This window comes from Caulobacter sp. GW821-FHT12D05 (assembly GCF_058807295.1).
Window position 1 is genome coordinate 785,698 of record NZ_JBXAQO010000003.1, and the last position, 23,466, is coordinate 809,163.

A 23,466-nucleotide genomic window follows, 5' to 3' on the forward strand; every position below is an offset into this window, starting at 1 on the left:
AGTTGCAGATAGTGGCCGCGACGCCATATCGCAAGACGACCTTCCGGCGACGGCTTTTCCGGGGGCGGCGCCTTTGCTATGGCCACCCTCGTGACCGTCCCGCTTTCCCAGATTCCTTCGGGTGAGACGCCCGTTGCGGAGCCTGTCGGCTTCAAGCCCGGCAAGGACGCCGTGCGCGGCGGATCGCTGGACTTCCTGCGCTTCCTCGCCTCGCTGCTGATCGTCGTCTACCACTATGGCGCCGAGAGCCCGATGCGGATCGAGCGTTTCGGCCAGGTGTTCTCGCGCGGGTTCCTGGCGACGGACTTCTTTCTCATGTTGTCGGGCTACGTGCTGGGCCGGGCCTATGGCGGCTCGGTGCTGAGCGGCCGGGTCAGCCCGCCGCGCTTCTGGGTCCGCCGCGCCGCGCGCGTGTGGCCGGGACACCTGGTGGTGCTGGGCTGCCTGGCCATCCTCGTTTTGCTGCTCAACACCGTCGGCACCGACGCCCACAAGCCTAGCCGCTTTGCCTGGGACCAACTGCCGGTCCAGGCCCTGCTGATCCACGCCTGGGGCTTCCCCAGCGATGGCTGGAACCTGCCCAGCTGGTCGCTGTCGGCCCTGATCGTCTGCTACGCCCTGTTCCCGTTCTTCTGGAAGACCGTCAGCAAGGTGCGCCACGCCTGGATCCTGCCGCTAGGCGCGGCCGTAATCCTGGGCGTGTTCGAGATCATCGCCCGCAAGGCCTTCCATCACCCGCTGCCCGACCTGCCGTTCCAGTACGGCGTCGTGCGGGCCCTGCCGCTGTTCATTCTGGGCGTCTGCCTGGCGCGGGCCGTCGACATGCGCTGGCCGTCCGAGCAGGCGGCCAAGGCCCTGCTGTGGGGCGGGGTGGCCTTGCTGGTCATCACCCAGCCGCTGGACCGCTACGCCCTGCCGGATCCCTGGCTGTTCGACGCGCCATCGCTCTTGGCCATCGCCATGATCGTGCTGGGCGCTGGCCGCCTGCCGGTCAAGCAGCCCCGCAAGTGGATCGAGGAGGGCGCCAAGCTGTCCTTCGCGCTGTTCATCACCCACATCTTCGTCGGCGTGATCTATTGGAGCGCCGTGCACGAGCTGATCGACACCGTGCCGATCGGCATCGGCTGGCAGTGGCTGATGTGGCTGGCCGGCTTCCCGGTCGCCTACGGCGCGGCCTGGCTGTTCCACACCTATATCGACCAGCCGATCCAGGATCGGCTGCAGCCGCTTTTGAGGAAGTAGAATGACCCGGCACATCCCCCTCCAAGGCGTCGAGAACTTCCGCGATTTCGGCGACTACGCCGCGGGGGAGGGGCGCCTGAAGAAGGGCGTGCTGTTCCGGGCGGCCCACCAGGCCGAGGCGACCGACGAGGATCTCGCCGCGCTCGCCGCCCTGGGCATCGTCACCCTGGTCGACCTGCGCCGGCCCAACGAGCGCGAACGTTCGCCCTCGCGCCGCTGGACGGGCTTTACCGCCCAGGTGATCGACAACGAGATGGGCGCGACCGGCCCCGATCCGTGGCTGGAGTTCATCAGCAGCGCCGAGCTGACCGAGGCCTCGGTCCACACCTACATGGACGAATATTATCGCCGCCTGCCGTTCAAGGAGCGGCATATCGACCTCTTCCGCCGGTTCTTCCTGGCGCTGGCGGAAGCCAAGGGTCCGGCCCTGATCCACTGCGCGGCCGGCAAGGACCGCACCGGCGTGCTGGCGGCCTTGACCCACCACATCGCGGGCGTGGGTGATGACGACGTCATCGACGACTACCTGCTGACCAACGATCCGGGCCGTTTCGACCGGCGGGGGCATGCGTTCATGGATCATATCGCGGAGGCTACTGGCCGGCGTCCGTCGGAGGCGGCCATGCGCGCGGCGATGGGCGTCGAGGCGCGGTACCTCGCGGCGGCGTTCGAGGTGATCAAGGATCAGCACGGGTCGCTGGATGGGTATCTGGAGCAGGCGGTGGGGTTGGACACCGACACCCGCGAGAAGGTGCGGGCGCACATCCTGCTTTAGTCTCTGCTCCCCTTTTGGGGGAGCTGTCGGCGGAGCCGACTGAGGGGGCATCGCCGGCATAGGCCGAGCTGCCCCCTCCGGCCCTTCGGGCCACCTCCCCCAGAGGGGGAGGAGAGGGGATGCCTCAAATCCGTAAGGTGACAAACGTCTGTTTAAGGTCCAGCCTCCCCTGACGGCCCCGACAGAGGGCCGAGCATCATCAGGGTTGCGGTATGAGCGAGTTGGCGGGTTCGGCTCCGGGCATGAACGACGTCGCGGGTGACGACACCCTCGTCCCCATTCCCAAACAGAAGCTCTCCCGCAGCGCGCTCAGCTGGATCCTGCACCAGGGCACGCGCGACCCGTACGTCATCCTGATCACCATCTATGTCTTCGCGCCGTACTTCTCGCGGGTGCTGGTCGGCGATCCGGTCAAGGGCCAGGCGGTCGTCGCCGACATCTCGACTGTCTATGGCCTGCTGACCGCCCTGATCGCGCCGATCCTGGGGGCCTCGATCGAGCGCTTCGGGCCGCGCAAGCCGTTCATGGGCCTGGTCCTGGCGATCATGGTTCCGGTCCTGTACGCCCTGTGGCTGGCCAAGCCCGGCGGCCTGCCGGTCGACCTGGTGGGCCTGGCGCTGATCGTGCTGGGCGTGGCCTATAACAGCGGCGACGTGCTCAACAACTCGCTGTTGTCGCGCTCGGCCGCGCCGGGGCAGGAGCCGGTGCTGTCGGGCCTGGGCTATGCCGCCGCCAACGGCCTGTCGGTCAGTCTGCTGATCTTCGTGATGTGGGCCTTCGTACTGCCGGGCATGGTGCCGTGGTCGTTCGTGCCGGCCTCGCCGCTGCTGGGTCTCAGCCAGGCCGACCACGAGCCCAGCCGCATCGTCGGCCCGCTGGCCGCCACGGTCATGCTGCTCGGCGCGATCCCGTTCTTCCTGTGGACCCACGACGCGCCCCGCACCGGGGTGTCGCTGACCGGCGCGATCAAGGAAGGCGTGAAGCTGATCGCCGACACCTTCGGCAACCTCAAGGGCCATGCCGACGTCGCCAAGTTCCTGGGCGCGCGCATGCTCTATTGCGACGGCATGACCGCGCTGCTGATCTTCGGCGGCCTGTTCGCGGCGGGCCTGATGAAGTGGGGCGAGCTGGAGATGCTGGCCTACGGTATCTCGCTGTCGATCTTCGGGGTGCTGGGCGGCCTGATCGCGCCGTGGTTCGACAAGACCCTGGGGCCGCGCCGGGCGATCCAGCTCGAGGTCGGCATGTGCATCCTGGTGCTGCTGGGCACGCTGGGCATGGGCCGCGAGAAGATCCTCTACTTCTGGACCTGGGACGCGGCGACCCACCCGGCCGTCTGGAACGGCCCGCTGTTTCGCACCCTGCCGGAGATCATCTATCTGGGCATGGGCCTCTTGATCGCCGTCTTCGTCACGGCGCAGTACGCTTCGAGCCGCACCCTGCTGGTGCGCCTGGCCCCGCCGGATCGGATGGCGGCGTTCTTCGGCCTGTTCTCGCTGTCGGGCACCGCGACCATGTGGCTGGGCTCGTTGCTGGTGGCCCTGGCGACCAAGATCTTCGCCAGCCAGGTCGCGGGCTTCATCCCGATCGCGGGGTTGCTGGCGCTGGGGCTGGTGGGGCTGTTCACCGTCAAGGGCGGAGAGCGGGAGGCCTAAGGCAGCGCCGCGTCGATGGCCTGGTAGTAGTCGGGCCAGAGCTTGCGCCAGGTGTCGCGATAGGCCTTTTGCCGGCCTACGAAGGCCGCGACCTCGTCGAGATGCTCCGGGTACGGCTCGCCAACCGCGATGAACACGAAGCCGGCCCGCACGATCGCTTCGACCTTGCGCCACTGCCGGTCGTCATCGCGGGGCGGTGGCTTGAACCTGGAATAGAGCGGCGCCGCTGGCTTGGCGCATCGCGGGCATGGGCGCGCATAGCCGCCGTGCATAACGGGCCGCCTGAAGCATGACCGGCAATGGAAGCAGACATGCGGATAGGGCATCGACGGCGGCCCACGCTCGCGCCGCGCGGTGAAAGGGCCCGCATAGACCGGCGGCTTATAGCGGTCGTGAAGCATGCCGCAGGCATAACAAGCCTGCCCGCGATCGGGTAGCCGGGTCGGTCCCTTGGCGCTACACCGGCTTGCATGCGCCGCGTCGCCCTCCTTACCGCCCCCTGGCGCGAGCCGGTCTGGGCGCTGGCTCCATTCCGGGATGAGCCGTATGCCTGCGCGCTGGTGACGGGCGGGCAGGGGCGGTGGTCGTACCTGTTGCGCGCACCAGACAAGACGTTCAGCGTCGCCGAGGATCCGTTCGCCGCGTTGATCGACCTGCTGGGCCCCCGCCTTGCCGGTGATCCTGAAGGGCCGCCGTTCCAGGGTGGCGTCGTGGGCTTGGCATCTTACGAGCTGGGCGACCGCGTAGAGGCGCTGGGCCTTTCCCGCACCGACTGGCCGGACCTGACCTGCGCGCGTTACCCGGCCCTGCTGGCCTTCGACCATCACGCGCGGCAGGTGGTCGCGGTCGGGCGCGGCGACACCGATGCGCAAGCCTCCGAGCGCGCCCGCGCGGCGCTGGCCTGGCTGGACGCCTCCACTGACCGCGCTGCGTTCGAAGGCCCGCTATGCCCCGACCTCATCGCCTCCAACGGCGAAGCCTATGAGGCCGCCGTCGCGCAGGTCGTCGACCGCATCATCGGCGGCGAGATCTTCCAGGCCAATATCGCCCGCGCCTGGACGGGGCGCCTGGCCGCCGGCGCCGATCCGTTCGACCTGTTCGTCCGCCTGCGCGGCCAGAGCCCGGCGCCGTTCTCGGCCTATCTGCGCCTGCCGGGCCGGGCGGTGGTGTCCAACTCGCCCGAGCGGTTCCTGAAGCTCGATCCGGCCGGCGCGATCGAGACCAAGCCGATCAAGGGCACCCGCCCGCGCGGCCGCGACGCCGCGCAGGACCAGGCCCTGGCCGCCGAGCTGCTGGCCAGCGACAAGGACCGGGCCGAGAACCTGATGATCGTCGACCTGATGCGCAACGACCTGGCGCGGGTGTCGCCGCCGGGCAGCGTCCGCGCGCCGGAGCTCTTCAAGGTCGAGAGCTTCGCCAATGTCCATCATCTGGTCTCGACCGTGACCGCGCGGCTGGCGGAGGGGCGGACCGTCGCCGACTTGCTGCGGGCCAGCTTCCCGCCGGGATCGATCACCGGCGCGCCCAAGGTCCAGGCCATGAAGGTCATCGCCGGCCTGGAGCCGCCGCGCGGACCCTATTGCGGCAGCCTGTTCTGGGCCGGCTTCGACGGGGCGTTCGATAGCAGCGTCCTGATCCGCACCGTCGGCCTCGTCCAGGACGGAGACGGCTGGCGCCTCGAAGCCCGCGCCGGGGCCGGCATCGTCGCCGACAGCGACCCGCACGGCGAACGCCTGGAGACCGAGGCCAAGATCGCCGCCCTGAAGAAGGCCCTGACCGAATGATCCCTATCGAAGATCGCGGCCTGTTGCTGGGCGATGGCCTGTTCGAGACCCTGCTGGCCCTCGACGGCGACCTGCCGTACCTGGCCGCCCACCTCGACCGCATGGCCGCCGGCTGCGCGGTCCTTAACCTGCCGTTCGATCGCGCCGAGGCCGAGCGCCTGGTTCGCGAGGCCGCGCCGACCGAAGGCCGCTTCGCCGTCCGCCTGACCCTGACTGCCGGCTCCGGCGGCCGAGGCCTCGACCGTCCCGCTGCGCCAGCGCCAGTCATGTTCGCCAAGGCCGCGCCGTCGGTTGCGCCCGTGACCCCCGCCGCCGTGATCGTCGCGACGACCCGCCGCAACGAAGGCTCGCCGGCCTCGCGGCTGAAGACCCTGAGCTATCTCGACAACGTCCTGGCCCGCGCCGAGGCTGCGGCCGCCGGCGCCGACGAGGCGGTGATGCTGAACAATCGCGGCGAACTCGCCTGCGCCGCCGCCGCCAACCTGTTCTGGATCAAGGAGCGCCGCCTGTTCACGCCCCGGCTGGACTGCGGCGTACTGGCGGGCATCACCCGCGCGCGGCTGCTGGCTTCGCACGCGGTCGAAGAGGTCGCCGCCGGGATCGAAGCCCTGGAAACCGCCGACGCGATCTTCCTGACCAACAGCCTGATCGGCGTGCGTGAAGTCTCCCGGCTCGGCGCCAAAGAGTTCGCGCCGAATTCTCTGGCGAATACTCTGCTCTAGCTCGACTGGTTCCACAGCACCGCGTCCGCCTTGCGCGGGCGCAGGTAGTAGGTGCGGTTGAAGGTCAGGCCCGAGGGCAGGAACATCTTGATGGCCGGGGTGTAGGTGTAGCTGACGCGGGCCATGATCACGCTCTGGCTAGCGGGCAGCACGCCGGTGGAGACGTCGGTCAGGACGGCGCCCGCGGCCGGGCAGTTGGTCATGCCGGTGACCGAGGGCCTGGACCAGGCGACGGTGTCCTTGCCTTTCGAGTCCGAGGTGACGCTGAGCAGGCACATCTTCAGCGCGCCCGTGGTCGGGAACGGCGCCATGATGGTGTTGCCGATCTTGAAGATGTCGTCGATCTTCAGCGGGCCGGTCTGGGTGCCCTGGGCCACCAGGTCGCCGATCGCCGAGGCGATGTTGGACAGGCGCCGCTGGGCCAGCATGGCCTGGGTCAGCTCGGCCATGCCGCAATACAGGGTGATCAGGATCGGCGCGATCAGGGCGAACTCGACGGCGGTCGCGCCGCGGCGGCTGCGCCAGAAGGTCTTCAGGCGAGAGGGTTTGCGCGCGCTCATCAGTAGGGCTCGTTGGAGAAGGCGGTGGCGGCGTAGATGATCCGCTTGCCGTCGGACGATTGCAGGCCGGTGCTCAGCAGCGGCGTGATCAGCGGCCAGGTGTAGTAGGCGCGGATCAGCACGATCGAACCCTGCGAGCCCGGATCCCAGCTCATCGTCGCGGGCACGGTCAGGTTGGCGGACGAGGTGTTGGTGCTGGCGAAGTCGCTGAAGGTGCGCACGTCGATCCGCAGCGCGCCCTGGCACCTGGAGCCCAGCCAGCTCAGCTTGTTGCAGACGGCGGTCTTGAAGCCGGCGGCCGTGCCGCCGGTGGTCTGCAGCTCGCCGGTGCGGATGGTGCGGCCCACGTCGGAGACGGCGGTCTCCAGCGTCAGCGAGACCAGGAACACCAGGCCCAGCTCGATGATCCCGAAGACCAGCATCAGGAAGGGGATGGCGACGAGAGCGAATTCGACGGCGGTGGCCCCGCGCTCGGCGCGCGAGAACCGGTCGAGATGGCGGGCCAGCCGCTGCCTGGCGCGGGCGAGAATGCGGGCCATGTGGCGAAATTCCCTTCGGACCCGGACGGGTCGGTCGAGGGAAAGACTAGCCGAACGATCCTAACGGCGCGTTAGGCGCGCGCCCGCGTACGTAGGGGGCGTTTTGGCGCGGCCCTTACGGCGTGGTGGTCGCGGCGGGTGCGGCCGCAGCGCCGCCCAGGCGGGTGCATTGCGATCCGCAGGCATAGTTGCTGGCGGTCTGGCCGCGATAGACGGTGACGCTGCCGCTGCCGTTCTCCGACACCACGATCTGGCGGTCGGCCAGGGCGCGGCCGCTGGGACCGAAGGCCAGCAGGGTGGTGACGCCCGGGCGCTTGCCCAGAACGACGAGGGTGCGGTCGTTGACGACGCTGACGTCGGCGATGCTGGGATCGCCCACCACGATGTCGCGCACCGCGCCGCCCAGGGTGACGTACGAGGCCTGGCCCGAGGCGACCGCCAGGTCGGTCGACGTGCTCACGGGTGTCGTGCTGACCGTCCTGTGGGCGGGCAGGGACTGGGCGTTGGCGACGCCCCAGAAGGTCAGGGCGGCGGCGATGGCGAGCGAAAGGCGGCGCATGGAGGTTTCCGATCTCGGATCCGAACGTCCTCCAACATCACTTTGTTTGGTCAACAAAAGACTAAAGCGCCGCCGTGTGCGTCCAAGCGTCGCTTGAGAAACTCCTTGATTCCAAAGGGTTTGAGAGGTCTTCGAGGTGTCGTGGTTAAGAACAAGTAATGGTAAATACAAATAAACCAAAAGAAAATCGGCGAAAACTATTCGGTGTTTACTGGACATTAAGTGCGCTGGGCGAAATTGATCGTGTTTTCGGGGGTGAGCAAGTCGAACGGCTTGAGAGCCTCAAATCAACTGCTACTGGTTTAGGAGACCAAGTCATGACCAAGTTCGTCACTCGCTTCCTGAAGGATGAATCGGGCGCCACGGCCATCGAATACGGCCTGATCGTCGCCCTGATCTCGGTGATCATCGTGACCGCCGTCACGACCCTGGGCACCAACATCAAGGGCGCCTTCCAAAAGGCCGCGACGGCTACGACGGCCGCGGGTTCCTAATCGGATCCTTCGCACGCTCGAAAAAAGAGGGTCGAGGCTTACGCCTCGGCCCTTTTTCTTTGTTTTCAACACTCTATCGCTATCGGAATGGTCGAATTTCTTTAGGTTGCATGGCGCATTAACTGACAACCCTAAGGCTTGATTCACTATCGGCGACATATTGTCGCGGCGTTGGTTCAACCTTACGGAGACTGCGTTCATGACGCGCCTGCTCAAAGCCTTCGCCCAAGATGAATCCGGCGCCACCGCCATCGAATACGGCCTGATCGTCGCCCTGATCGCGGTGATCATCGTCGGCGCGGTGACCACGCTGGGCACGAATATTTCGGGCGCCTTTTCCAAGGCCGCCACCGAGACGACCGCCGCCGGTTCCTAATCGGGATCCAGCGGACACGCTCGAAAACGGAAAGGGTCGAGACCATGTCTCGGCCCTTTTCCTTTTGAGGCTCTTCTTCTTCGCGGTGAGCAACGTTTGCTTCACCCGTCCGTCCCACAATGAAGCGATCCAAACGAAGGCGCGTTTTTCGCCATGCAGGCTCTTCAGATCTCGCTGCTGCTGGTTTTCCCCGCCCTGGCCATCGTCGGGGCGCTGAAGGACCTGACCAGCTACACGATCCCCAACTGGGTCTCGCTGGCCCTGATCGGCGTCTTCCCGATCGCGGCCCTGGCCGTCGGCGCGCCCCTGGGCGATGTCGGCCTGTGCGCCGCCACGGGGTTCGTCGGCCTGCTGATGGGCATGGGCATGTTCGCGGCCGGCTGGATCGGCGGCGGCGACGGCAAGCTGTTCGCGGCCTGCGCCCTGTGGGTCGGCTGGCCCGCCGCCCTGCCGTTCATGCTCTATACGGGCCTGGCCGGCGGCGCCCTGACCTTCGCCATCCTGGGCCTGCGTTCGGGCTATCTTGCCCCGGCCGTGGCCGGCGGCCCGGCTTGGCTACGCAAATTGGGTACGAACGGCGGCGACCTGCCCTACGGCGTCGCCATCGCCATCGGGGCCCTGGCGGCCTTCCCGCAGAGCCCCCTGGCGCACGGACTCCTGGGCTAATTGAGCGCCGCACGCGTCGGTTGCAGCCGCGCTTGCCCGACTCGTCCCGCGACAGCCTGTCGCGCGCATCCCGGCTTTCGAGTTAAAAACTTTTAGCGCCCGTTAACCATGCGCAAGCGACCATGGGACGTGGCCAGAAAGGCTGACTGACGAATCGTGCGTGCTCGCCTGAAGGCGACCGTGCGGCTCACCCTAGAGTTTCAGCCCGCGCCATGAGCCCCGTTCGCCTCCTGATCGTCCTGGTCGCCGCCATCTCGGCCATCGGCCTCGCCGTGGTCCTGCAGAAGGCCATGGGCGGCAAGCCGGCCGCCGCGCCGACGGCCCGGGCCGCGCCTGTGGAGGCGCCGGGCAAGCCCATGACCCAGGTCCTGGTGGCCAAGCGCGACCTGCCGATCGGCACCCGCCTGGTGGCCGCCGACGTCGACTGGCAGGCCTGGCCGTCCGACGCCATCAACAGCGCTTTCATCACCAATGGGGCCGCGCCCGCCAAGCCCGACGGCAAGGTCGAGGCCGCCAAGGCCAGCCTGGCCGCCACCGCCGACCAGATGATCGGCGGCGATCCGGCCAAGGTCGTCGAGGGCGCGATCGTTCGCGACCCGATCCTGACCGGCGAGCCGATCACCAACCGCAAGATCGTGCGCGGCGGGGAGGGCGGTTACCTCTCGGTCGTGCTGACCCCGGGCAAGCGCGCCATGTCCGTGCCCGTGACTTCCGACACCGCCGTCGGCGGCTTCATCCTGCCCGGCGACCGCGTCGACGTGCTGATGACCCGCGACGCCCAGAACAACTCGGCCGACGGCGGCTCGACCAAGACGGTCATCGCCGAGACCGTGCTGCAGAACATCCGCGTCCTGGCCCTGGACCAGAACACCGCCGCCGAGAAGGACGCCAAGTCCATCGTCGCGGCGACCGCCACCCTCGAGGTCGGCCCGGTCGAAGCCGAGGCCCTGACCCGCGCCAAGGCCAATGGTCCGGTGACCCTGGCCCTGCGCGCCTATACCGACCTGGGCGGACCCTCGGGCATGACGCGCCCGGCCGCCCAAGACGACTCCACCGTCCGCATCAATCGCGGCGGTCAGACCACCAACGTGGCGGTGCGCCCATGAGCCGTCCGGTGAAAGCCAACATGACCCACAAGCGCCTGACGGTCCCCGTGGCCGCCATGCTGGCCCTCTCCTGGACCGCGCCGGTGTTCGCCGACGGTCCGGTGGGCGGCTCGCATGTCTATCGCCCCGCCGCCCGCGTCTCGCGTCCGGCCCCGCCGCCCGCGCCGGTCTATGCGCCGCCGCCCGGCGAGCAGGTGGTGCGCATCACCCTGACCGCCGACCAGAACGCGGCCGCCGTCGAGCTGGCCAAGGGCAAGTCGGCGATCATCGAGCTGCCGACCGACGTCCGCGACCTGCTGGTCACCAACCCGACCATCGCCGACGCGGTGCTGCGCGACAAACGCCGCATCTATGTGGTCGGCCTGACCGAGGGCACGACCGACGCGGCCTTCTTCGACGCCACCGGCCGCCGCATCGTGTCGCTGAACATCCGGGTGACCCAGCCGATCGACCAGCTGGCCGACATGCTGAGCAGCGTGCTGCCCGACGCCAAGATCCGCGTGCAGCCGATCCGCGACAGCGTGGTGCTGACCGGCATGGTCCGCAACGCCTCGGAATCCGACGCCGCCTCGCGCATCGCCGTCCGCTATGTCGGCGGCGAGGACAAGGTCCTGAACATGCTGAGCATCGCCGGCAAGGACCAGGTGATGCTGCAGGTCCGCATCGTCGAAGTGCAGCGCAACGTCGTCAAACAGCTGGGCGTCGACCTGAACGCGGTGCTGGGCCAGCTGGGCCAGGACCAGTTCTCGTTCGGCCTGTCGCCGACCTACGGCGTCAACGGCAGCCTGCTGGGCGGGGTGACCGGCGGCTACAACCTCAACACCACCAAGCAGCCGACGCTGGGCGTTCCCTGCATGGACGGCGTGGCCGATGACGCCAAGTGCCTGGCCGTGGTGCACGGCAAGAACTACGCGACCGGGGTCATCAACCCGCTCACCGGCCGCGAGATCGTCGCCAGCAACGGCGACACCGCCACCATCACCGACACCGCCGGCAGCACGGGCCTGAACCAGGCCAAGAGCATGCTGCAGGCCTTCGAACGCGTCGGCCTGGTCCGCACCCTGGCCGAGCCCAGCCTGACAGCCGTGTCGGGCGAGGCGGGCCACTTCCTGGTCGGCGGCGAGTTCCCGGTCCCGACCGGCAGCGACGCCACCGGCAAGGTGTCGATCGAATTCAAGCCGTACGGCGTGGGCCTGGGTTACACCCCGGTGGTCCTGTCGGGCGGTCGCATCTCGCTGAAGATCTCGACCGAGGTGTCGGAGCTGTCCAGCCTGGGCGCGTTCACCCTGGTGAACAGCACCACCTCGACCTCGGGCACGACGACGTCGTCGCCGGCCCTGACGGTCCCCGGCCTGGCCGTGCGCCGCGCCGAGACGACGGTCGAGCTGCCGTCGGGCGGGTCGTTCATGATCGCGGGCCTGCTGCAGCAGACCACCAAGCAGACCATCGACTCCATACCGGGCATGACCTCCATGCCGATCCTGGGGACGCTGTTCCGCTCGCGCGACTTCCTGAACAACCAGACCGAACTGGTGATCATCGTCACCCCGTACATCGTCGACCCGACCCGTCCGCAGAACCTGCAGACGCCGGCCGACGGCCTGAGGTTCGCCAGTGACATGAGCACGGTCTTCATGGGCCGCATCAACAAGGTCGTGAAGGCGCCGCCCGGCGCGAACGCGGGGCGCGCGTATCAAGGCCCCGTTGGCTATGTGATCGAGTAGGACGCCGCCATGACGCTTCGCACCTCCGTCAAGATCGTCCTGATGGCCGCCGCCGTGGCGGGCCTGTCGGCCTGCGCCTCGGCGCCGAAGGACGAGGGCCCGTCCACGACCGCCGCCACCGAGACCCAGCAATGGGTCGACAAGATCAAGGTCACCTCCGCGCCGGACGAGATCGTGCTGGCCCCGCATGCGACGGGCCTGTCGGCCAACCAGTCGGCCGCCCTGGAAGACCTGCACCGCCGCTGGCTGGAGGCCGAGAGCCGCGAACTGGTCGTCACCGCGCCCAACAGCTCGGGCATGATGGCCACGCAGATCCGCGACCGCCTGATCGGCCTGGGCGCGCCGGGCGCGCGGGTGCGCGTGGTCGGCTTCAATCCGGTCGGTCCCGAGGACAACACCATCCGCGTCGGCTTCCTGCGCTACGAGGCCGAGAAGCTGAAGTGCGGCCAGCAGTGGGAAAACCTGACGGCGACGCGCAACAACGTCGCCTATGACAACTTCGGCTGCGCCATGGCCGCCAATCTGGCGGCGCAGGTCGCCAACCCCGAGGACCTGATCCGGCCGCGCGACATGACGCCGGCCGACACCGGCCGCCGCGACCGTGTCACGGGTCTCTACCGCAAGGGCGAGATCACCAGCACGGCCAAGGACGAGCAGGCGACAGGCTCGATCTCGAAGGCGATCCCGTAATGCGGCCGACCGACAACGATCCTTTCGACCTGGGCTTCGACGCCGCCGACGAGTTCACGACCGGCGCGTCCGATCCGTGGCGCTCGTCCGCCCCCTCGCTGACGCCGGCAGGCGGCTTCGACGACCCGTTCGCCGACTTCCCGCCGGCCCGTCCGCGCGACGACGCCCCGCCGGCCCGCGCGCCGCAAGCCGCGCCGCCGGTCACGCGTCCGCAGCAACAGCAGGTTCGCCAGGCCCAGCCGCAGCAGCAGCGCGCGCCGCAGCCGGCCGTCGCCGCGGCCGACCTTCACGACCGCGACCTGGACATCGCGCCCCGCGCTCCGGTCGCGCCCGAGCCCGTCTACAACGAGCCGATCCCCGACAACGGCATGGGCGAGGCGGTGATCCCGCGCATCACCCTGCACGCCTTCTGCGCCCGTCCCGAGACGATGGCGCTGATCGAGCACGCCGCCGCCGACCGCCGCATGGCCCGCGCCTCGACCATCGTCCGCGACGGCGGCCTGGAAGCGGCCGTCGAGTACTATCAGAACCAGCCGACGCCCTCGCTGGTCATGGTCGAGACCAACGACACCGCCCAGCGCCTGCTGCACCTGCTCGATAGCCTGGCCCAGGTCTGCGACCCGGGCACCAAGGTGGTCGTGGTCGGCCAGACCAACGACATCGCTCTGTATCGCGAGCTGATCCGTCGCGGCGTTTCCGAGTACCTGACCCAGCCGCTGTCGCCCCTGCAGGTGATCCGCGCGGTCGGCGGCCTGTATGCCGACCCGTCCGCGCCGTTCATCGGCCGCCAGATCGCCTTCGTCGGCGCCAAGGGCGGGGTGGGGGCCTCGACGCTGTCGCACAACTTCGCCTGGGCCATGGCCGAGAAGATGCAGACCGCCACCGTGCTGGTCGATCTGGACCTGGCCTTCGGCACCGCCGGCCTCGACTTCAACCAGGACCCGCTGCAAGGCGTGCTGGACGCGCTGAGCCAGCCCGACCGCCTGGACCCGGTGCTGATGGACCGGATGATGGTCCGCTGCGGCGATCGTCTCAGCCTGTTCGCCGCCCCGGCCTCGCTGGACGACGACTACGAGATCACCGCCGACGCCTATGAGGAAGTGACCCAGAAGATCCGCGGCGCCGCGCCCTTCGTGGTGCTGGACATCCCGCACATCTGGAACGCCGCCGCCCGCCGCGTGCTGGTCGGTTCGGACGAGCTGGTGGTGGTGGCGACGCCGGATCTCGCGTCCCTACGCAACGCCAAGAACATCATCGACCTGGTCAAGGGCTCGCGCCCCAACGACGTGCCGCCGCGCCTCGTGCTGAACCAGGTCGGCGTGCCCGGCCGTCCCGAGATCCCCGTGAAGGACTTCGGCGAGGCCCTGGGCGTCCAGCCCTCGCTGGTGCTGCCGTTCGATCCCAAGCCCTATGGCCAGGCGGCCAACAACGGTCAGATGCTGGCCGAGGTGGCGCCCAAGTCGAAGGCCGCCGAGGGACTGGAGCACCTGGCCCGCCTGATCAGCCGGCGCGAGCCGCCGCCCGTCCAGAAATCTTCCATGCTCTCGGGCCTGTTCAAGAAGAAATAGATGTTCGGCAAGCGCGATCAGTCAGCCCCCGCCGAACAGAAGGCGCCGCCCCCCGCTCCGGCGGGCGGCGCGCCTATCGCCACGCGCCCGCAACGGGTCGAGCCGTCCGCGACCGCGCCTGAACCGAAAGCGCCGGCGCCCAAGGTCAACGGCCCCGCGCCCAAGTCGACCGCCGGCCTGGACCAGCTGCGCGCCGCCCAGGGCGTGGCCGCCGCCCAGACGACCAACATCGTCCGCGAGCAGAGCGACTACTACCACGCCACCAAGACCACGATCTTCAACGCCCTGCTCAACACCATCGACCTGAGCCAACTGGCCCAGCTCGACCAGAAGCAGGCGGCCGAAGAGATCCGCGACATCGTCGCCGAGCTGGTGGCGATCAAGAACGTCTCGATGTCGGTGGCGGAACAGGAACACCTGGTCCAGGACATCATCAACGACGTCCTCGGCTACGGTCCGCTGGAGCCGCTGCTGGCCCGCGACGACATCGCCGACATCATGGTCAATGGCGCGCACCGCGTGTTCATCGAAGTGGGCGGCAAGGTCCAGCTGACCAACGTGCGCTTCCGCGACAATCTGCAGCTGATGAACATCTGCCAGCGGATCGTCAGCCAGGTCGGCCGCCGCGTCGACGAAAGCTCGCCGATCTGCGACGCCCGCCTGCCCGACGGCTCGCGCGTCAACGTCATCGCCCCGCCCTTGGCTCTGGATGGTCCGACCCTGACCATCCGGAAGTTCAAGAAGGACAAGCTGACGATGAAGAACCTGGTGGAGTTCGCCTCCATCAGCCCGGAAGGGGCGCGGGTTCTGGGGGTCATCGGCGCCTGCCGCTGCAACATCGTCATCTCGGGCGGTACGGGTTCGGGCAAGACGACCCTGCTCAACACCATGACCGCCTTCATCGACCCCACCGAACGGGTCGTGACCTGCGAAGACGCCGCCGAACTGCAGCTGCAGCAGCCGCACGTGGTGCGCCTGGAAACCCGTCCGCCGAACCTGGAAGGCTCCGGCGCGGTGACCATGCGCGATCTCGTCAAGAACTGTCTGCGGATGCGTCCCGAACGCATCATCGTCGGCGAAGTCCGTGGCCCCGAAGCGTTCGACCTGCTTCAGGCCATGAACACCGGCCACGACGGCTCGATGGGCACGCTGCACGCCAACAGCCCGCGTGAAGCCATCAGCCGTATCGAGAGCATGATCACCATGGGCGGCTACGGCCTGCCCTCGAAGACCATCAAGGAGATGATCGTCGGCTCGGTCGACGTCATCGTCCAGGCCGCCCGTCTGCGCGACGGTTCGCGCCGCATCACCCACATCACCGAAGTCGTGGGCCTGGAAGGCGACGTCATCGTCACCCAGGACCTCTTCGTCTATGAGATCACCGGCGAGGACGAGGCGGGCAAGGTCGTGGGCAAGCACCGCTCGACCGGCATCGCCCGCCCGCGCTTCTGGGACCGCGCCCGCTATTACGGCCTGGAGCGCGAGCTGGCCGAAGCCCTCGACGCGGCGGAGTAGGCGGCGATGCTGTTCATCATCGCCGGGATCCTGGGCTTCATCACCATCGCGGGGCTGGGCTTCGCCTTCGCCGGCGGCGACAGCGACACGGTCAAGGCGACCAAGCGCGCCCAGCTGATCGCCGGCGGCGGCGAGCGCCAGGCCAGCGTCCGCGCCAAGGCCGCCGCCAACACGCCCGACGCCCGTCGCCAGGCCATCCTCAAGTCCCTGAAGGACCAGGAGCGCAAGCAGAAGAAGGCCTCGCTGAGCATCGGCGCGCGCATGCAGGCCGCGGGCCTCGCGCCGAACGTCAAGATGTTCTGGATCGTCAGCGGCGTGCTGGGCGTGTTCGTGGCCCTGATCATCCTGGTGCTGGGCCAGTCGCCGCTGGGCGCCCTGGGCGCGGGCTTCGCCGCGGGCCTGGGCCTGCCGCGCTGGGTGCTGGGTTTCCTGGGCAAGAGCCGCACCACCAAGTTCACCGAGGCCTTCGCCGACGCCGTCGACATCATCGTGCGCGGCATCAAGTCGGGCCTGCCGGTCCACGACTGCCTGAAGATCATCGGCAAGGAGTGCCCCGAGCCCCTGGCCGGCGAGTTCCGCACCCTGACCGAGAACGTCGCCATGGGCGTGCCGATGGATGCGGCCCTGGAGAAGATGTACGAGCGCATGCCGACCAACGAGCTGCGCTTCTTCTCGATCGTGCTGGCCATCCAGCAGAAGACCGGCGGCAACTTGGCTGAAGCCCTGGGCAACCTCTCCACCGTGCTGCGCGCGCGCAAGCTGATGAAGGAGAAGATCAAGGCGCTCTCCGCAGAGGCGGTCGCCTCGGCCTTCATCATCGGCTGCATGCCGCCGGCCGTGGTCACCCTGATCACCGTGACGTCGCCGGCCTACATGAAGCCGATGTTCACCGACCCGCGCGGCCACCTGATGCTGCTGGCCGGCGCCACCCTGATGACCATGGGCATCTTCGTGATGCGCAAGATGATCAACTTCAAGTTCTAGGGGGAGGGCCGCATGACCATCGTCGACACCCTGACCGATCCCTCGAACCTGCTGACGGCGTTCATCGCGCTGGTCGTGTTCGCCACCATCATCACCCTGGCCGCCCCGGCCATGCGCGACAACAACCTGGAAGGCCGCCTGAAGTCGGTGGCCAACCGCCGCGAGGAGCTCAGGCGCCGCTCGCGCCAGAACATCGCCACGCGCACCGGTCCGGGCAGCAGCTCGCTGCGCCACACCGACGAAGGCCTCTACAAGAACGTCGTCGAGCGTCTGCAGCTGTCGCGGCTGCTGGAGGATCCCAAGGTCGTCGACAAGCTGGCCCAGGCCGGCTTCCGCGGCCCGCGCCCGGTCTCGACCTTCTACTTCTTCCGCTTCGTCATGCCGTTCGCCTGCGCGGCCATCGCGGCGTTCTATCTGTACGTGATCAACGGCTTTGGCCTGCTGCCCATCCAGAAGGTCTGCTTCTGCGTGGGCTTCCTGGCGCTGGGCTACTACGCGCCCAACGTCTACATCACCAACATCGCCCAGAAGCGCCGCGAGTCGATCGTCGCCGCCTTCCCCGACGCGCTGGACCTGCTGCTGATCTGCGTGGAAAGCGGCATGTCGATCGAGGCGGCCATCCAGAAGGTCGGCTCGGAAGTCGGCGCCTCGTCGATGGAGCTGGCCGAGGAACTCAGCCTGCTCACCGCCGAGCTGTCGTACCTGCCCGATCGCCGCCAGGCCTACGAGAACCTGTCGCGCCGGACCAACCATCCGGGCATCAAGTCCGTGGCCACCGCCATGATCCAGGCCGAGCGCTACGGCACGCCGCTGGGCACCGCCCTGCGCGTCATGGCCAAGGAAAACCGCGAACTGCGCCTCTCGGCCGCCGAGAAGAAGGCCGCGGCCCTGCCGGCCCAGCTGACCGTGCCGATGATCATGTTCTTCCTACCGGTGCTGTTCCTGATGATCCTGGGCCCGGCGATCATGAGCATCATGGACGTCTTCGGGAAGAAGTGACGCCCGAGCGCGAAAACCTCGTCCTTCGACAAGCTCAGGATGAGGTTTTCGACTGAACCGCCCTGCCAATAGCCCTCATCCTGAGCTTGTCGAAGGACGAGGGCGGACCCACGGCCTCCCCGCAACTGGCGTATGGTTTGCGAGTCCTTAACCGGAACGTTTCGGTTTGGGACAGTGCGATGGATTACGGCTTCGGCAAGGGTCCTCCGATCCGCGTGTTCGCGGAGGAGGAAGAGGGCGGCGCGGCCCTGGAGATGGGTCTGCTGCTAGGGCTGGCGGCGTTCTTCGCGTTCACAATGAAACACCTGATCGCCGCGCCCCTGCTGAGCACGTTCACCAAGGCGGCGCAGGTGATGAGCCAGGCGCTGGCGGGGTAGAATACTCTCACCTCAAAAATTCAACCGTCATTCCCGCCCTTGTGGCGGGAACCCCTGGTTCAGCCCGCAAGTGAGACGCAAGCGGAGCGCTTTGGCGTGAAGTCACGCCCGCACCTGCGACGGACAGAGGGGTTCCCGCCACAAGGGCGGGAATGACGGGATTATTTGTTCGCGTATTGTTCTTTCTGTGCAAGGGGGAGGACACATGGTTCCACGCGAAGCCTGGATCGCCGTCTACATGATGGCTGACCGCTATCGCGGGACGCTGTACGTCGGCGTGACCGGCCATCTCTTCACCCGCGCCACTGACCACCGTGAAGGACGACACGGCGGTTTCACGCGCAAATACGGGCTGACCCGCCTCGTCTGGTACGAGGAACACGAGCTGATGACCGAGGCCATTCAGCGCGAGACCTCGATCAAGCGCTGGCCGCGCCAGTGGAAGATCAATCTGATTGAGCGGGACAACCCTCGTTGGGATGATCTGTACGCGGCCGCCTTCGAGTGGACGCCCGTTCCCCGCCAGATCTAACGGCCTACCCCGATCCCTACTGCCCGCCGCCGGCCTTCAGGGAATCCCAGCTGCGGTTCGCGCCGGCTTGGCCGGTCGCGGCGCGGAGGTAGGCCAGGTTGTTGGCGACCTGTTCGGGGGGGAGGTCGGCGCGGGCCAGTTTTTCGGCTTCGGGCAGGCGGCCTTGCAGACCGACGACCAAGGCGAGGTTCTGGCGCACCTGGATGGTGGCTGACGGCAGGGCGGCGGCGCGGCGCAGTTGCGCTTCGGCGCCGGGCAGGTCGCCCTTGGCGGCCAGGTGCATGGCGTAGTTGGCCAGCGGCGTGGCTTCGGTCGGGGCCAGAGCGAGCGCCTGGCGGTGCGCGACCTCGGCCTCGTCGTCGCGTTCCGCCTGCTCGTAGGCCACGCCCAGCAGGGTCAGCGGACGCCAGTCCCTGGGGTTGGCCGCGGCGGCCTTGCGGGCCGGATCGATGGCGTAGAAGCCCTGGCCGCGCGCGATGTGGGCGCGGGCCAGTTCCAGCAGCAGGGTCTCGTCATTGGGGTTGGAGACCAGCGCCTTGGTCGCGGCCTCGGCGGCGTCGTCGTTGCGACCAAGGCCGCGCAGGGCCTGGGCCAGGCCAGCGCCGGCCTGGGCGTCGGCCGGATCGATCTCGAACTCCGAGCCCCAGAAGGCCGCGCGGGCCAGCGGGTCCAGGCGCGCGGCTTCGGCGCGCTGCTGCGGCGAGGCCTTGACCGGGGCGGCGACGGCCGGCGAGGCCGGCTTGGGCGCGTCCGCCGCGAAGGCGGGAGCGGCCAAAGCCAAGAAAGCCGGGGCGAGAACGGTTGCGACGAGCGCGCGCTTGCGACACATGAAAGACATGTCTCCAGAGAGTGCGCGCATCATCCGGGCGCGGCCCTCAAGGAATCGTTAAGCATAATTTTAAAGGGTTTCGCCGATGTCCGACGTCACGCACCCGATCCTCGCCGACGCCCCGGGCCAGGCGATCCCGGTCCATCCGTTGGCGGAGAGCGAAGTCGAGGCCTTCCTGGCGCAAAAGCGTGCTCCGGTAAGGACTTACGCCGCCGCCAACAAGTTCTCGGGCAAGACCGGCCAGGTGCTGACGGTCCCGGGCGCGAGTGGCGCTGTCGAGCGGGTGCTGCTGGGCACCGGACCTGGCCGCGTTGATCTGTCGCTGTTTCGGACGCTCGCGGGCAAGCTGCCGGCCGGCGACTACGCCCTGGCCAAGCTGCCCAAGGGCATTGATCCGGCCGAGGCCGCCCTGGCCTTCGCCCTGGGGACCTACCGTTTCGATCGCTACAAGAAGAAGGGCGAGCCGATCGCCCGCCTGGTCGCGCCCAAGGGCGTCGACGCCGCCGCCGTGACCGCCTTCGCCCACGCCTGCGCCCTGGCGCGCGACATGGTCAACACCCCGGCCAACGACATGGGGCCGCTGCAGATCGAGACCATCGCCGGCGAGATCGCGCAGAAGTACGGCGCGACCCTGTCGGTGGTGCGCGGCGATGACCTGCTGAAGGAGAACTACCCCGCCGTCCACGCCGTGGGCCGCGCCGCGGTCGACGCGCGTGCGCCGCGGATGATCGAGGTGTCGTGGGGCGATCCTTCGCATCCCGTGCTGGTGCTGGTCGGCAAGGGCGTGGTGTTCGACACCGGCGGCCTGGACATCAAGCCCTCGGCCGGCATGCGGCTGATGAAGAAGGACATGGGCGGCGCCGCTCACGCCCTGGCGCTGGGCCGCATGATCATGGAAGCCAGGCTGCCGGTGCGGCTGGTGATCCTGACCCCCGTGGTCGAGAACGCCATCGCCGGCGACGCCATGCGGCCGGGCGATGTGCTGCAGACCCGCGCCGGCCTGACCGTGGAGGTGGGCAACACCGACGCCGAGGGCCGCCTGATCCTGGCCGACGCCCTGACCCGCGCCGGCGAGCTCAAGCCCGCCCTGACCCTGGACTTCGCCACCCTGACCGGCGCGGCGCGGATGGCCATGGGGCCGTTCGTGATCCCGTTCTGGACGAGCGACGACAAGCTGGCCGGCCAGATCGAGGCGGCCTCGCGCCAGGTCTCCGACGCCCTGTGGCGCATGCCGCTGACCGAGGCCTATCGTGAGGCCCTGGACAGCGATATCGCCGACCTCAAGAACGATCCCGACGGCTGGGCCCAGGCCGGCGCCACCACGGCGGCCTTGTTCCTGCAGCGTTTCGCGCCAAATGGAGAAGAGTTCGGTCCCTGGGCTCACTTCGACGTCTTCGCCTGGAACCCCAAGGGACGCCCCGGATTCCCGGTAGGGGCGGAGGTCCAGGCCATCCGCGCCGCGTTCGCCATGATCAAGAGCCGCTTCGCATGACGCTAGACACCCGCATCACCCTGGCCCGTCCGGATCTGGCCGACCAGCGCCTGGAAGGCCTGGCCCCGGCCGAACGTTACGCCGAGAGCCGGGTCATGGTCTGCGCGGTCCCGTCCACGGCCATCCGCGCCGCCGCGGCGCCCGACGCCGAGCAGTGGGACCAGCTGCTGTTCGGCGAGGTCTTCCGCGTGCTGGAGGAAAAAGACGGCTTCGCCTGGGGCCAGGCGCCGCGCGATGGCTATGTCGGCTACGTCGCCGTCTCCGACCTGGCCGAGCAGGGCCATCCGCCGACCCACGCGGTCAGCGCCATCCGCACCTACGCGTTCAGCAAGCCCGACATCAAGTCGCGGCCCGAAGGCCTGTACAGCCTCAACAGCCTGATCACGATCGAGGCGCGCGAAGGCCGCTTCGCCAAGGGCGCCGGCACCGGTTGGTTCGTCGAGGCTCACCTGACCGCCATCGGCCGGGGCCAGCGCGACTACGTGTCCGTCGCCGAGCGCTTCCTGGGCGCGCCCTACCAGTGGGGCGGCCGCGAGAGCCTGGGCCTGGACTGCTCGGGCCTGGTCCAGCAGGCGCTGTACGCCTGCGCCCGCGCCTGCCCGCGCGACACCGACATGCAGCGCGGCTTCTTCCCGGAGGTGGCCGAAGCCGACCGCCGGCGCGGCGACCTGATCTTCTGGAAGGGCCACGTCGCCATCCTGCTGGACGCCGACACCATCCTGCACGCCAACGCCCACCACATGGCCACGGCCGTGGAGCCGCTGGCCGAGGCGGTCGCGCGGATCGAGGGCACGCCGACGGGCGGGGTGCTGGGGTATCGGCGGGTCTAACGCGCCGCCTTTATCGTCCCCGCGCCTGGCTTGGCGAGAGGCCGTACGTTCGGCGAAACTGTCTGTTGAAATACGACAGATCGTTGAAGCCGCTCGCCGCGGCGATATCGGTGATGCGCAGCACATCGCCTTCCGCGCTGGTCAGCAGTGACATGGCGCGTGCGAGCCGCAAGGCGTTGACGCGCTGGTCCAGCGACTGTCCGGTCTCCGCCAGCAGCTCATTGACGTAGCGTCGTGACAGACCCAGCGATCGCGCCAACACCTCCGACGAAAACCCAGGCTGCGCGAAGCGGCTATCGATGGCGAGCAGGACATCGGTGAGCCGTTTCGCGCGCAACCCCCTGCCGATCGCCGCTTCGGCCGCGTCTCCCCTGCCGCCCAGTCCCAGCACCGCCAGATCGGTCAACATGGCGCCGATGCTGACGCCGACGGCCGGCGGCAGGGCCTGTTCGCCGCTGCGCAGCAGGAAATCGGCATAGCTCTGCAGGTGCCGCAGGGCGGGCGTATTGACCGCGATCGGGCGGGCCACGGCATCCTCGATCTCCGGCGCCAGGGCCGCCAATCGCGCCCGGTCGAAGCCGATCATGTGGCCGGAAACGCGATCCTGCTCGCGCCGTTCGAAGGCGACGGTATTGCTCCAGATCAGCATCTCGCCGGCATGGATCACGCTGTCGCGACCGCAGTGGCGCACCCAGACCGGCCGCGGCGATCGGTTGAAGCCCATATAGAGATAGTCGTGCTTGTCGGCGGCCGCCTGCGCCGCGGTGCGCACATAGTGGCTCGTCGTCGCATCGACCTGCGCGACGACGACCTCGTCGAACCAGGCGACGTCGGCCCGCGCCTCGAACGGCCGGTCCGGGATCGCCGCGATATCGCAGGCGCCGACTTCGTCGCCCCAAAGCTCCTGCCAACGCGCGACACGGGTCTTGTCGCTCAAATGGGCCGGCAGGCTACGGGACGTGAAGGTCTTGCGGTTCATTCGACGTCCAGCGCTGTGTCCGCACACCTTGCAGGTCGCGGAAGCGCAAGAAAACCGGTCTTGCCGCCCAGCGGTCATAAAAGTCCGCGGTTCCGCTCGTCAGTCCGCACCCAGCGCTCCAGAGGTCAAGCCCTCCGCCGTGGGTTCACCGTAAAGGTTCCCGCGATTTCAAAACCGGCGTCGCTGTCGGACATCCCAGGGAGTGTTTCATGACCATCGTCCGTCGCGTTCGATCGCTATCGATCGCCGTCTGCATCGCTTCGACCAGTCTCCTGGCCACCCAGCCGGCGCTGGCCGGTCCGGTCGGAACCGGGACGAAGGCCGCGGAGGCCACGTCGGCCGCCCAGGATCAGCAGGAGGCCCTGAAGGGCTTCGTCGCGAAGATCCTGCAGATGCTGCAGGAGCTTCGCGAGCGGTCGTCCGAGTCCTCGACCCAGACCATCAAGCGGGGCTGATGGTCGAAGCCGGT

26 protein-coding genes and 1 pseudogene are annotated in these 23,466 nt (G+C 68.4%); 21 read left to right on the top strand and 6 right to left on the bottom strand.

Annotation, left to right across the window (positions count from 1 at the left end; genetic code table 11):
- The first annotated feature begins 78 nt into the window (after positions 1–78).
- From AC1RRR_RS16565 to AC1RRR_RS16575, 3 genes are all read left to right on the top strand, one after another.
- Positions 79–1,242 carry an acyltransferase family protein gene (locus AC1RRR_RS16565; protein WP_492814761.1) on the top strand — a complete coding sequence of 388 codons (1,164 nt, stop codon included), beginning with the start codon at positions 79–81 and terminating at the stop codon, positions 1,240–1,242.
- 1 nt (position 1,243) lies between these two features.
- Complete coding sequence (locus AC1RRR_RS16570; RefSeq protein WP_492814763.1) at positions 1,244–2,017, top strand: tyrosine-protein phosphatase; 774 nt, start codon at positions 1,244–1,246, stop codon at positions 2,015–2,017.
- Between the two features lie 212 nt (positions 2,018–2,229).
- Positions 2,230–3,672 (top strand): MFS transporter, encoded by a 1,443-nt coding sequence (locus AC1RRR_RS16575; RefSeq protein WP_492814765.1) that lies wholly within the window; start codon positions 2,230–2,232, stop codon positions 3,670–3,672.
- On the opposite strand, the gene AC1RRR_RS16580 is transcribed toward AC1RRR_RS16575, so the two are convergent.
- A complete protein-coding gene (locus tag AC1RRR_RS16580; protein ID WP_492814767.1) occupies positions 3,669–4,073 on the bottom strand; it encodes a hypothetical protein in 405 nt (134 codons plus the stop codon). The two genes, AC1RRR_RS16575 and AC1RRR_RS16580, sit on opposite strands and share 4 nt — an antisense overlap.
- A 69-nt stretch (positions 4,074–4,142) precedes the next feature.
- Here AC1RRR_RS16580 and pabB point away from each other — a divergent pair, with 69 nt between their 5' ends.
- Both pabB and AC1RRR_RS16590 read left to right on the top strand, forming a co-directional pair.
- Positions 4,143–5,456 carry an aminodeoxychorismate synthase, component I gene (gene pabB / locus AC1RRR_RS16585; protein ID WP_492814769.1) on the top strand — a complete coding sequence of 438 codons (1,314 nt, stop codon included), beginning with the start codon at positions 4,143–4,145 and terminating at the stop codon, positions 5,454–5,456.
- Positions 5,453–6,178, top strand: coding sequence for an aminotransferase class IV (locus AC1RRR_RS16590; protein ID WP_492814771.1), 726 nt, complete (start codon positions 5,453–5,455; stop codon positions 6,176–6,178). Before pabB ends, AC1RRR_RS16590 begins: the two co-directional genes overlap by 4 nt.
- On the opposite strand, the gene AC1RRR_RS16595 is transcribed toward AC1RRR_RS16590, so the two are convergent.
- From AC1RRR_RS16595 to AC1RRR_RS16605, 3 genes are all read right to left on the bottom strand, one after another.
- Positions 6,175–6,738, bottom strand: coding sequence for a TadE/TadG family type IV pilus assembly protein (locus AC1RRR_RS16595; protein WP_492814773.1), 564 nt, complete (start codon positions 6,736–6,738; stop codon positions 6,175–6,177). The two genes, AC1RRR_RS16590 and AC1RRR_RS16595, sit on opposite strands and share 4 nt — an antisense overlap.
- On the bottom strand, positions 6,738–7,277 hold the full coding sequence (locus tag AC1RRR_RS16600; protein ID WP_492814775.1) for a TadE/TadG family type IV pilus assembly protein: 540 nt from the start codon (positions 7,275–7,277) through the stop codon (positions 6,738–6,740). The genes AC1RRR_RS16595 and AC1RRR_RS16600 overlap by 1 nt, the downstream gene beginning before the upstream one ends.
- A 115-nt stretch (positions 7,278–7,392) precedes the next feature.
- On the bottom strand, positions 7,393–7,836 hold the full coding sequence (locus AC1RRR_RS16605) for a pilus assembly protein N-terminal domain-containing protein (protein WP_492814777.1): 444 nt from the start codon (positions 7,834–7,836) through the stop codon (positions 7,393–7,395).
- A 317-nt stretch (positions 7,837–8,153) separates the two neighbouring features.
- Between AC1RRR_RS16605 and AC1RRR_RS16610 the strand changes: the two genes are divergently transcribed.
- The 13 genes and pseudogenes from AC1RRR_RS16610 to AC1RRR_RS16670 all read left to right on the top strand — a co-directional run bounded on the left by AC1RRR_RS16610 (position 8,154) and on the right by AC1RRR_RS16670 (position 18,867).
- Positions 8,154–8,330 carry a Flp family type IVb pilin gene (locus AC1RRR_RS16610; protein WP_492814779.1) on the top strand — a complete coding sequence of 59 codons (177 nt, stop codon included), beginning with the start codon at positions 8,154–8,156 and terminating at the stop codon, positions 8,328–8,330.
- Positions 8,331–8,529: 199 nt separating this feature from the next.
- Positions 8,530–8,706, top strand: a complete 177-nt coding sequence (locus AC1RRR_RS16615; RefSeq protein WP_492814781.1) for a Flp family type IVb pilin — start codon at positions 8,530–8,532, stop codon at positions 8,704–8,706.
- Between the two features lie 153 nt (positions 8,707–8,859).
- Positions 8,860–9,372: an A24 family peptidase gene (locus tag AC1RRR_RS16620; RefSeq protein WP_492814783.1), complete on the top strand. Its 513-nt coding sequence runs from the start codon at positions 8,860–8,862 to the stop codon at positions 9,370–9,372.
- 212 nt (positions 9,373–9,584) lie between these two features.
- On the top strand, positions 9,585–10,478 hold the full coding sequence (gene cpaB, locus AC1RRR_RS16625) for a Flp pilus assembly protein CpaB (RefSeq protein ID WP_492814785.1): 894 nt from the start codon (positions 9,585–9,587) through the stop codon (positions 10,476–10,478).
- Positions 10,479–10,498: 20 nt separating this feature from the next.
- Positions 10,499–12,202, top strand: coding sequence for a type II and III secretion system protein family protein (locus tag AC1RRR_RS16630; protein WP_492815270.1), 1,704 nt, complete (start codon positions 10,499–10,501; stop codon positions 12,200–12,202).
- 9 nt (positions 12,203–12,211) lie between these two features.
- A complete protein-coding gene (locus AC1RRR_RS16635; RefSeq protein ID WP_492814787.1) occupies positions 12,212–12,892 on the top strand; it encodes a CpaD family pilus assembly lipoprotein in 681 nt (226 codons plus the stop codon).
- Positions 12,892–14,460 carry a CpaE/TadZ family protein gene (locus AC1RRR_RS16640; protein ID WP_492814789.1) on the top strand — a complete coding sequence of 523 codons (1,569 nt, stop codon included), beginning with the start codon at positions 12,892–12,894 and terminating at the stop codon, positions 14,458–14,460. Before AC1RRR_RS16635 ends, AC1RRR_RS16640 begins: the two co-directional genes overlap by 1 nt.
- Positions 14,461–15,975: a TadA family conjugal transfer-associated ATPase gene (locus AC1RRR_RS16645; RefSeq protein ID WP_492814791.1), complete on the top strand. Its 1,515-nt coding sequence runs from the start codon at positions 14,461–14,463 to the stop codon at positions 15,973–15,975.
- A 6-nt stretch (positions 15,976–15,981) separates the two neighbouring features.
- A complete protein-coding gene (locus tag AC1RRR_RS16650; protein ID WP_492814793.1) occupies positions 15,982–16,959 on the top strand; it encodes a type II secretion system F family protein in 978 nt (325 codons plus the stop codon).
- A gap of 12 nt (positions 16,960–16,971) precedes the next feature.
- Positions 16,972–17,958, top strand: coding sequence for a type II secretion system F family protein (locus AC1RRR_RS16655; protein WP_492814795.1), 987 nt, complete (start codon positions 16,972–16,974; stop codon positions 17,956–17,958).
- Positions 17,955–18,064, top strand: a pseudogene (locus AC1RRR_RS16660) (hypothetical protein); the annotation flags it as partial. The gene AC1RRR_RS16655 and the pseudogene AC1RRR_RS16660, both read left to right, overlap by 4 nt.
- 73 nt (positions 18,065–18,137) lie before the next feature.
- A complete protein-coding gene (locus tag AC1RRR_RS16665; RefSeq protein ID WP_492814797.1) occupies positions 18,138–18,335 on the top strand; it encodes a hypothetical protein in 198 nt (65 codons plus the stop codon).
- Positions 18,336–18,540: 205 nt separating this feature from the next.
- Positions 18,541–18,867, top strand: coding sequence for a GIY-YIG nuclease family protein (locus AC1RRR_RS16670; protein WP_492814799.1), 327 nt, complete (start codon positions 18,541–18,543; stop codon positions 18,865–18,867).
- Positions 18,868–18,883: 16 nt separating this feature from the next.
- Here AC1RRR_RS16670 and AC1RRR_RS16675 read toward each other — a convergent pair whose 3' ends face one another.
- Positions 18,884–19,696 (bottom strand): tetratricopeptide repeat protein, encoded by an 813-nt coding sequence (locus AC1RRR_RS16675; protein ID WP_492814801.1) that lies wholly within the window; start codon positions 19,694–19,696, stop codon positions 18,884–18,886.
- A gap of 85 nt (positions 19,697–19,781) precedes the next feature.
- Here AC1RRR_RS16675 and AC1RRR_RS16680 point away from each other — a divergent pair, with 85 nt between their 5' ends.
- Together AC1RRR_RS16680 and AC1RRR_RS16685 are read left to right on the top strand one after the other, a co-directional pair.
- Positions 19,782–21,188 carry a leucyl aminopeptidase family protein gene (locus tag AC1RRR_RS16680; RefSeq protein ID WP_492814803.1) on the top strand — a complete coding sequence of 469 codons (1,407 nt, stop codon included), beginning with the start codon at positions 19,782–19,784 and terminating at the stop codon, positions 21,186–21,188.
- Positions 21,185–22,018, top strand: a complete 834-nt coding sequence (locus AC1RRR_RS16685) for a C40 family peptidase (protein WP_492814804.1) — start codon at positions 21,185–21,187, stop codon at positions 22,016–22,018. The genes AC1RRR_RS16680 and AC1RRR_RS16685 overlap by 4 nt, the downstream gene beginning before the upstream one ends.
- Positions 22,019–22,028: 10 nt before the next feature.
- Here AC1RRR_RS16685 and AC1RRR_RS16690 read toward each other — a convergent pair whose 3' ends face one another.
- Positions 22,029–22,997 carry a helix-turn-helix transcriptional regulator gene (locus AC1RRR_RS16690; protein WP_492814806.1) on the bottom strand — a complete coding sequence of 323 codons (969 nt, stop codon included), beginning with the start codon at positions 22,995–22,997 and terminating at the stop codon, positions 22,029–22,031.
- Positions 22,998–23,206: 209 nt separating this feature from the next.
- Here AC1RRR_RS16690 and AC1RRR_RS16695 point away from each other — a divergent pair, with 209 nt between their 5' ends.
- Complete coding sequence (locus tag AC1RRR_RS16695; protein WP_492814808.1) at positions 23,207–23,452, top strand: hypothetical protein; 246 nt, start codon at positions 23,207–23,209, stop codon at positions 23,450–23,452.
- The last annotated feature ends 14 nt before the right edge of the window (positions 23,453–23,466 follow it).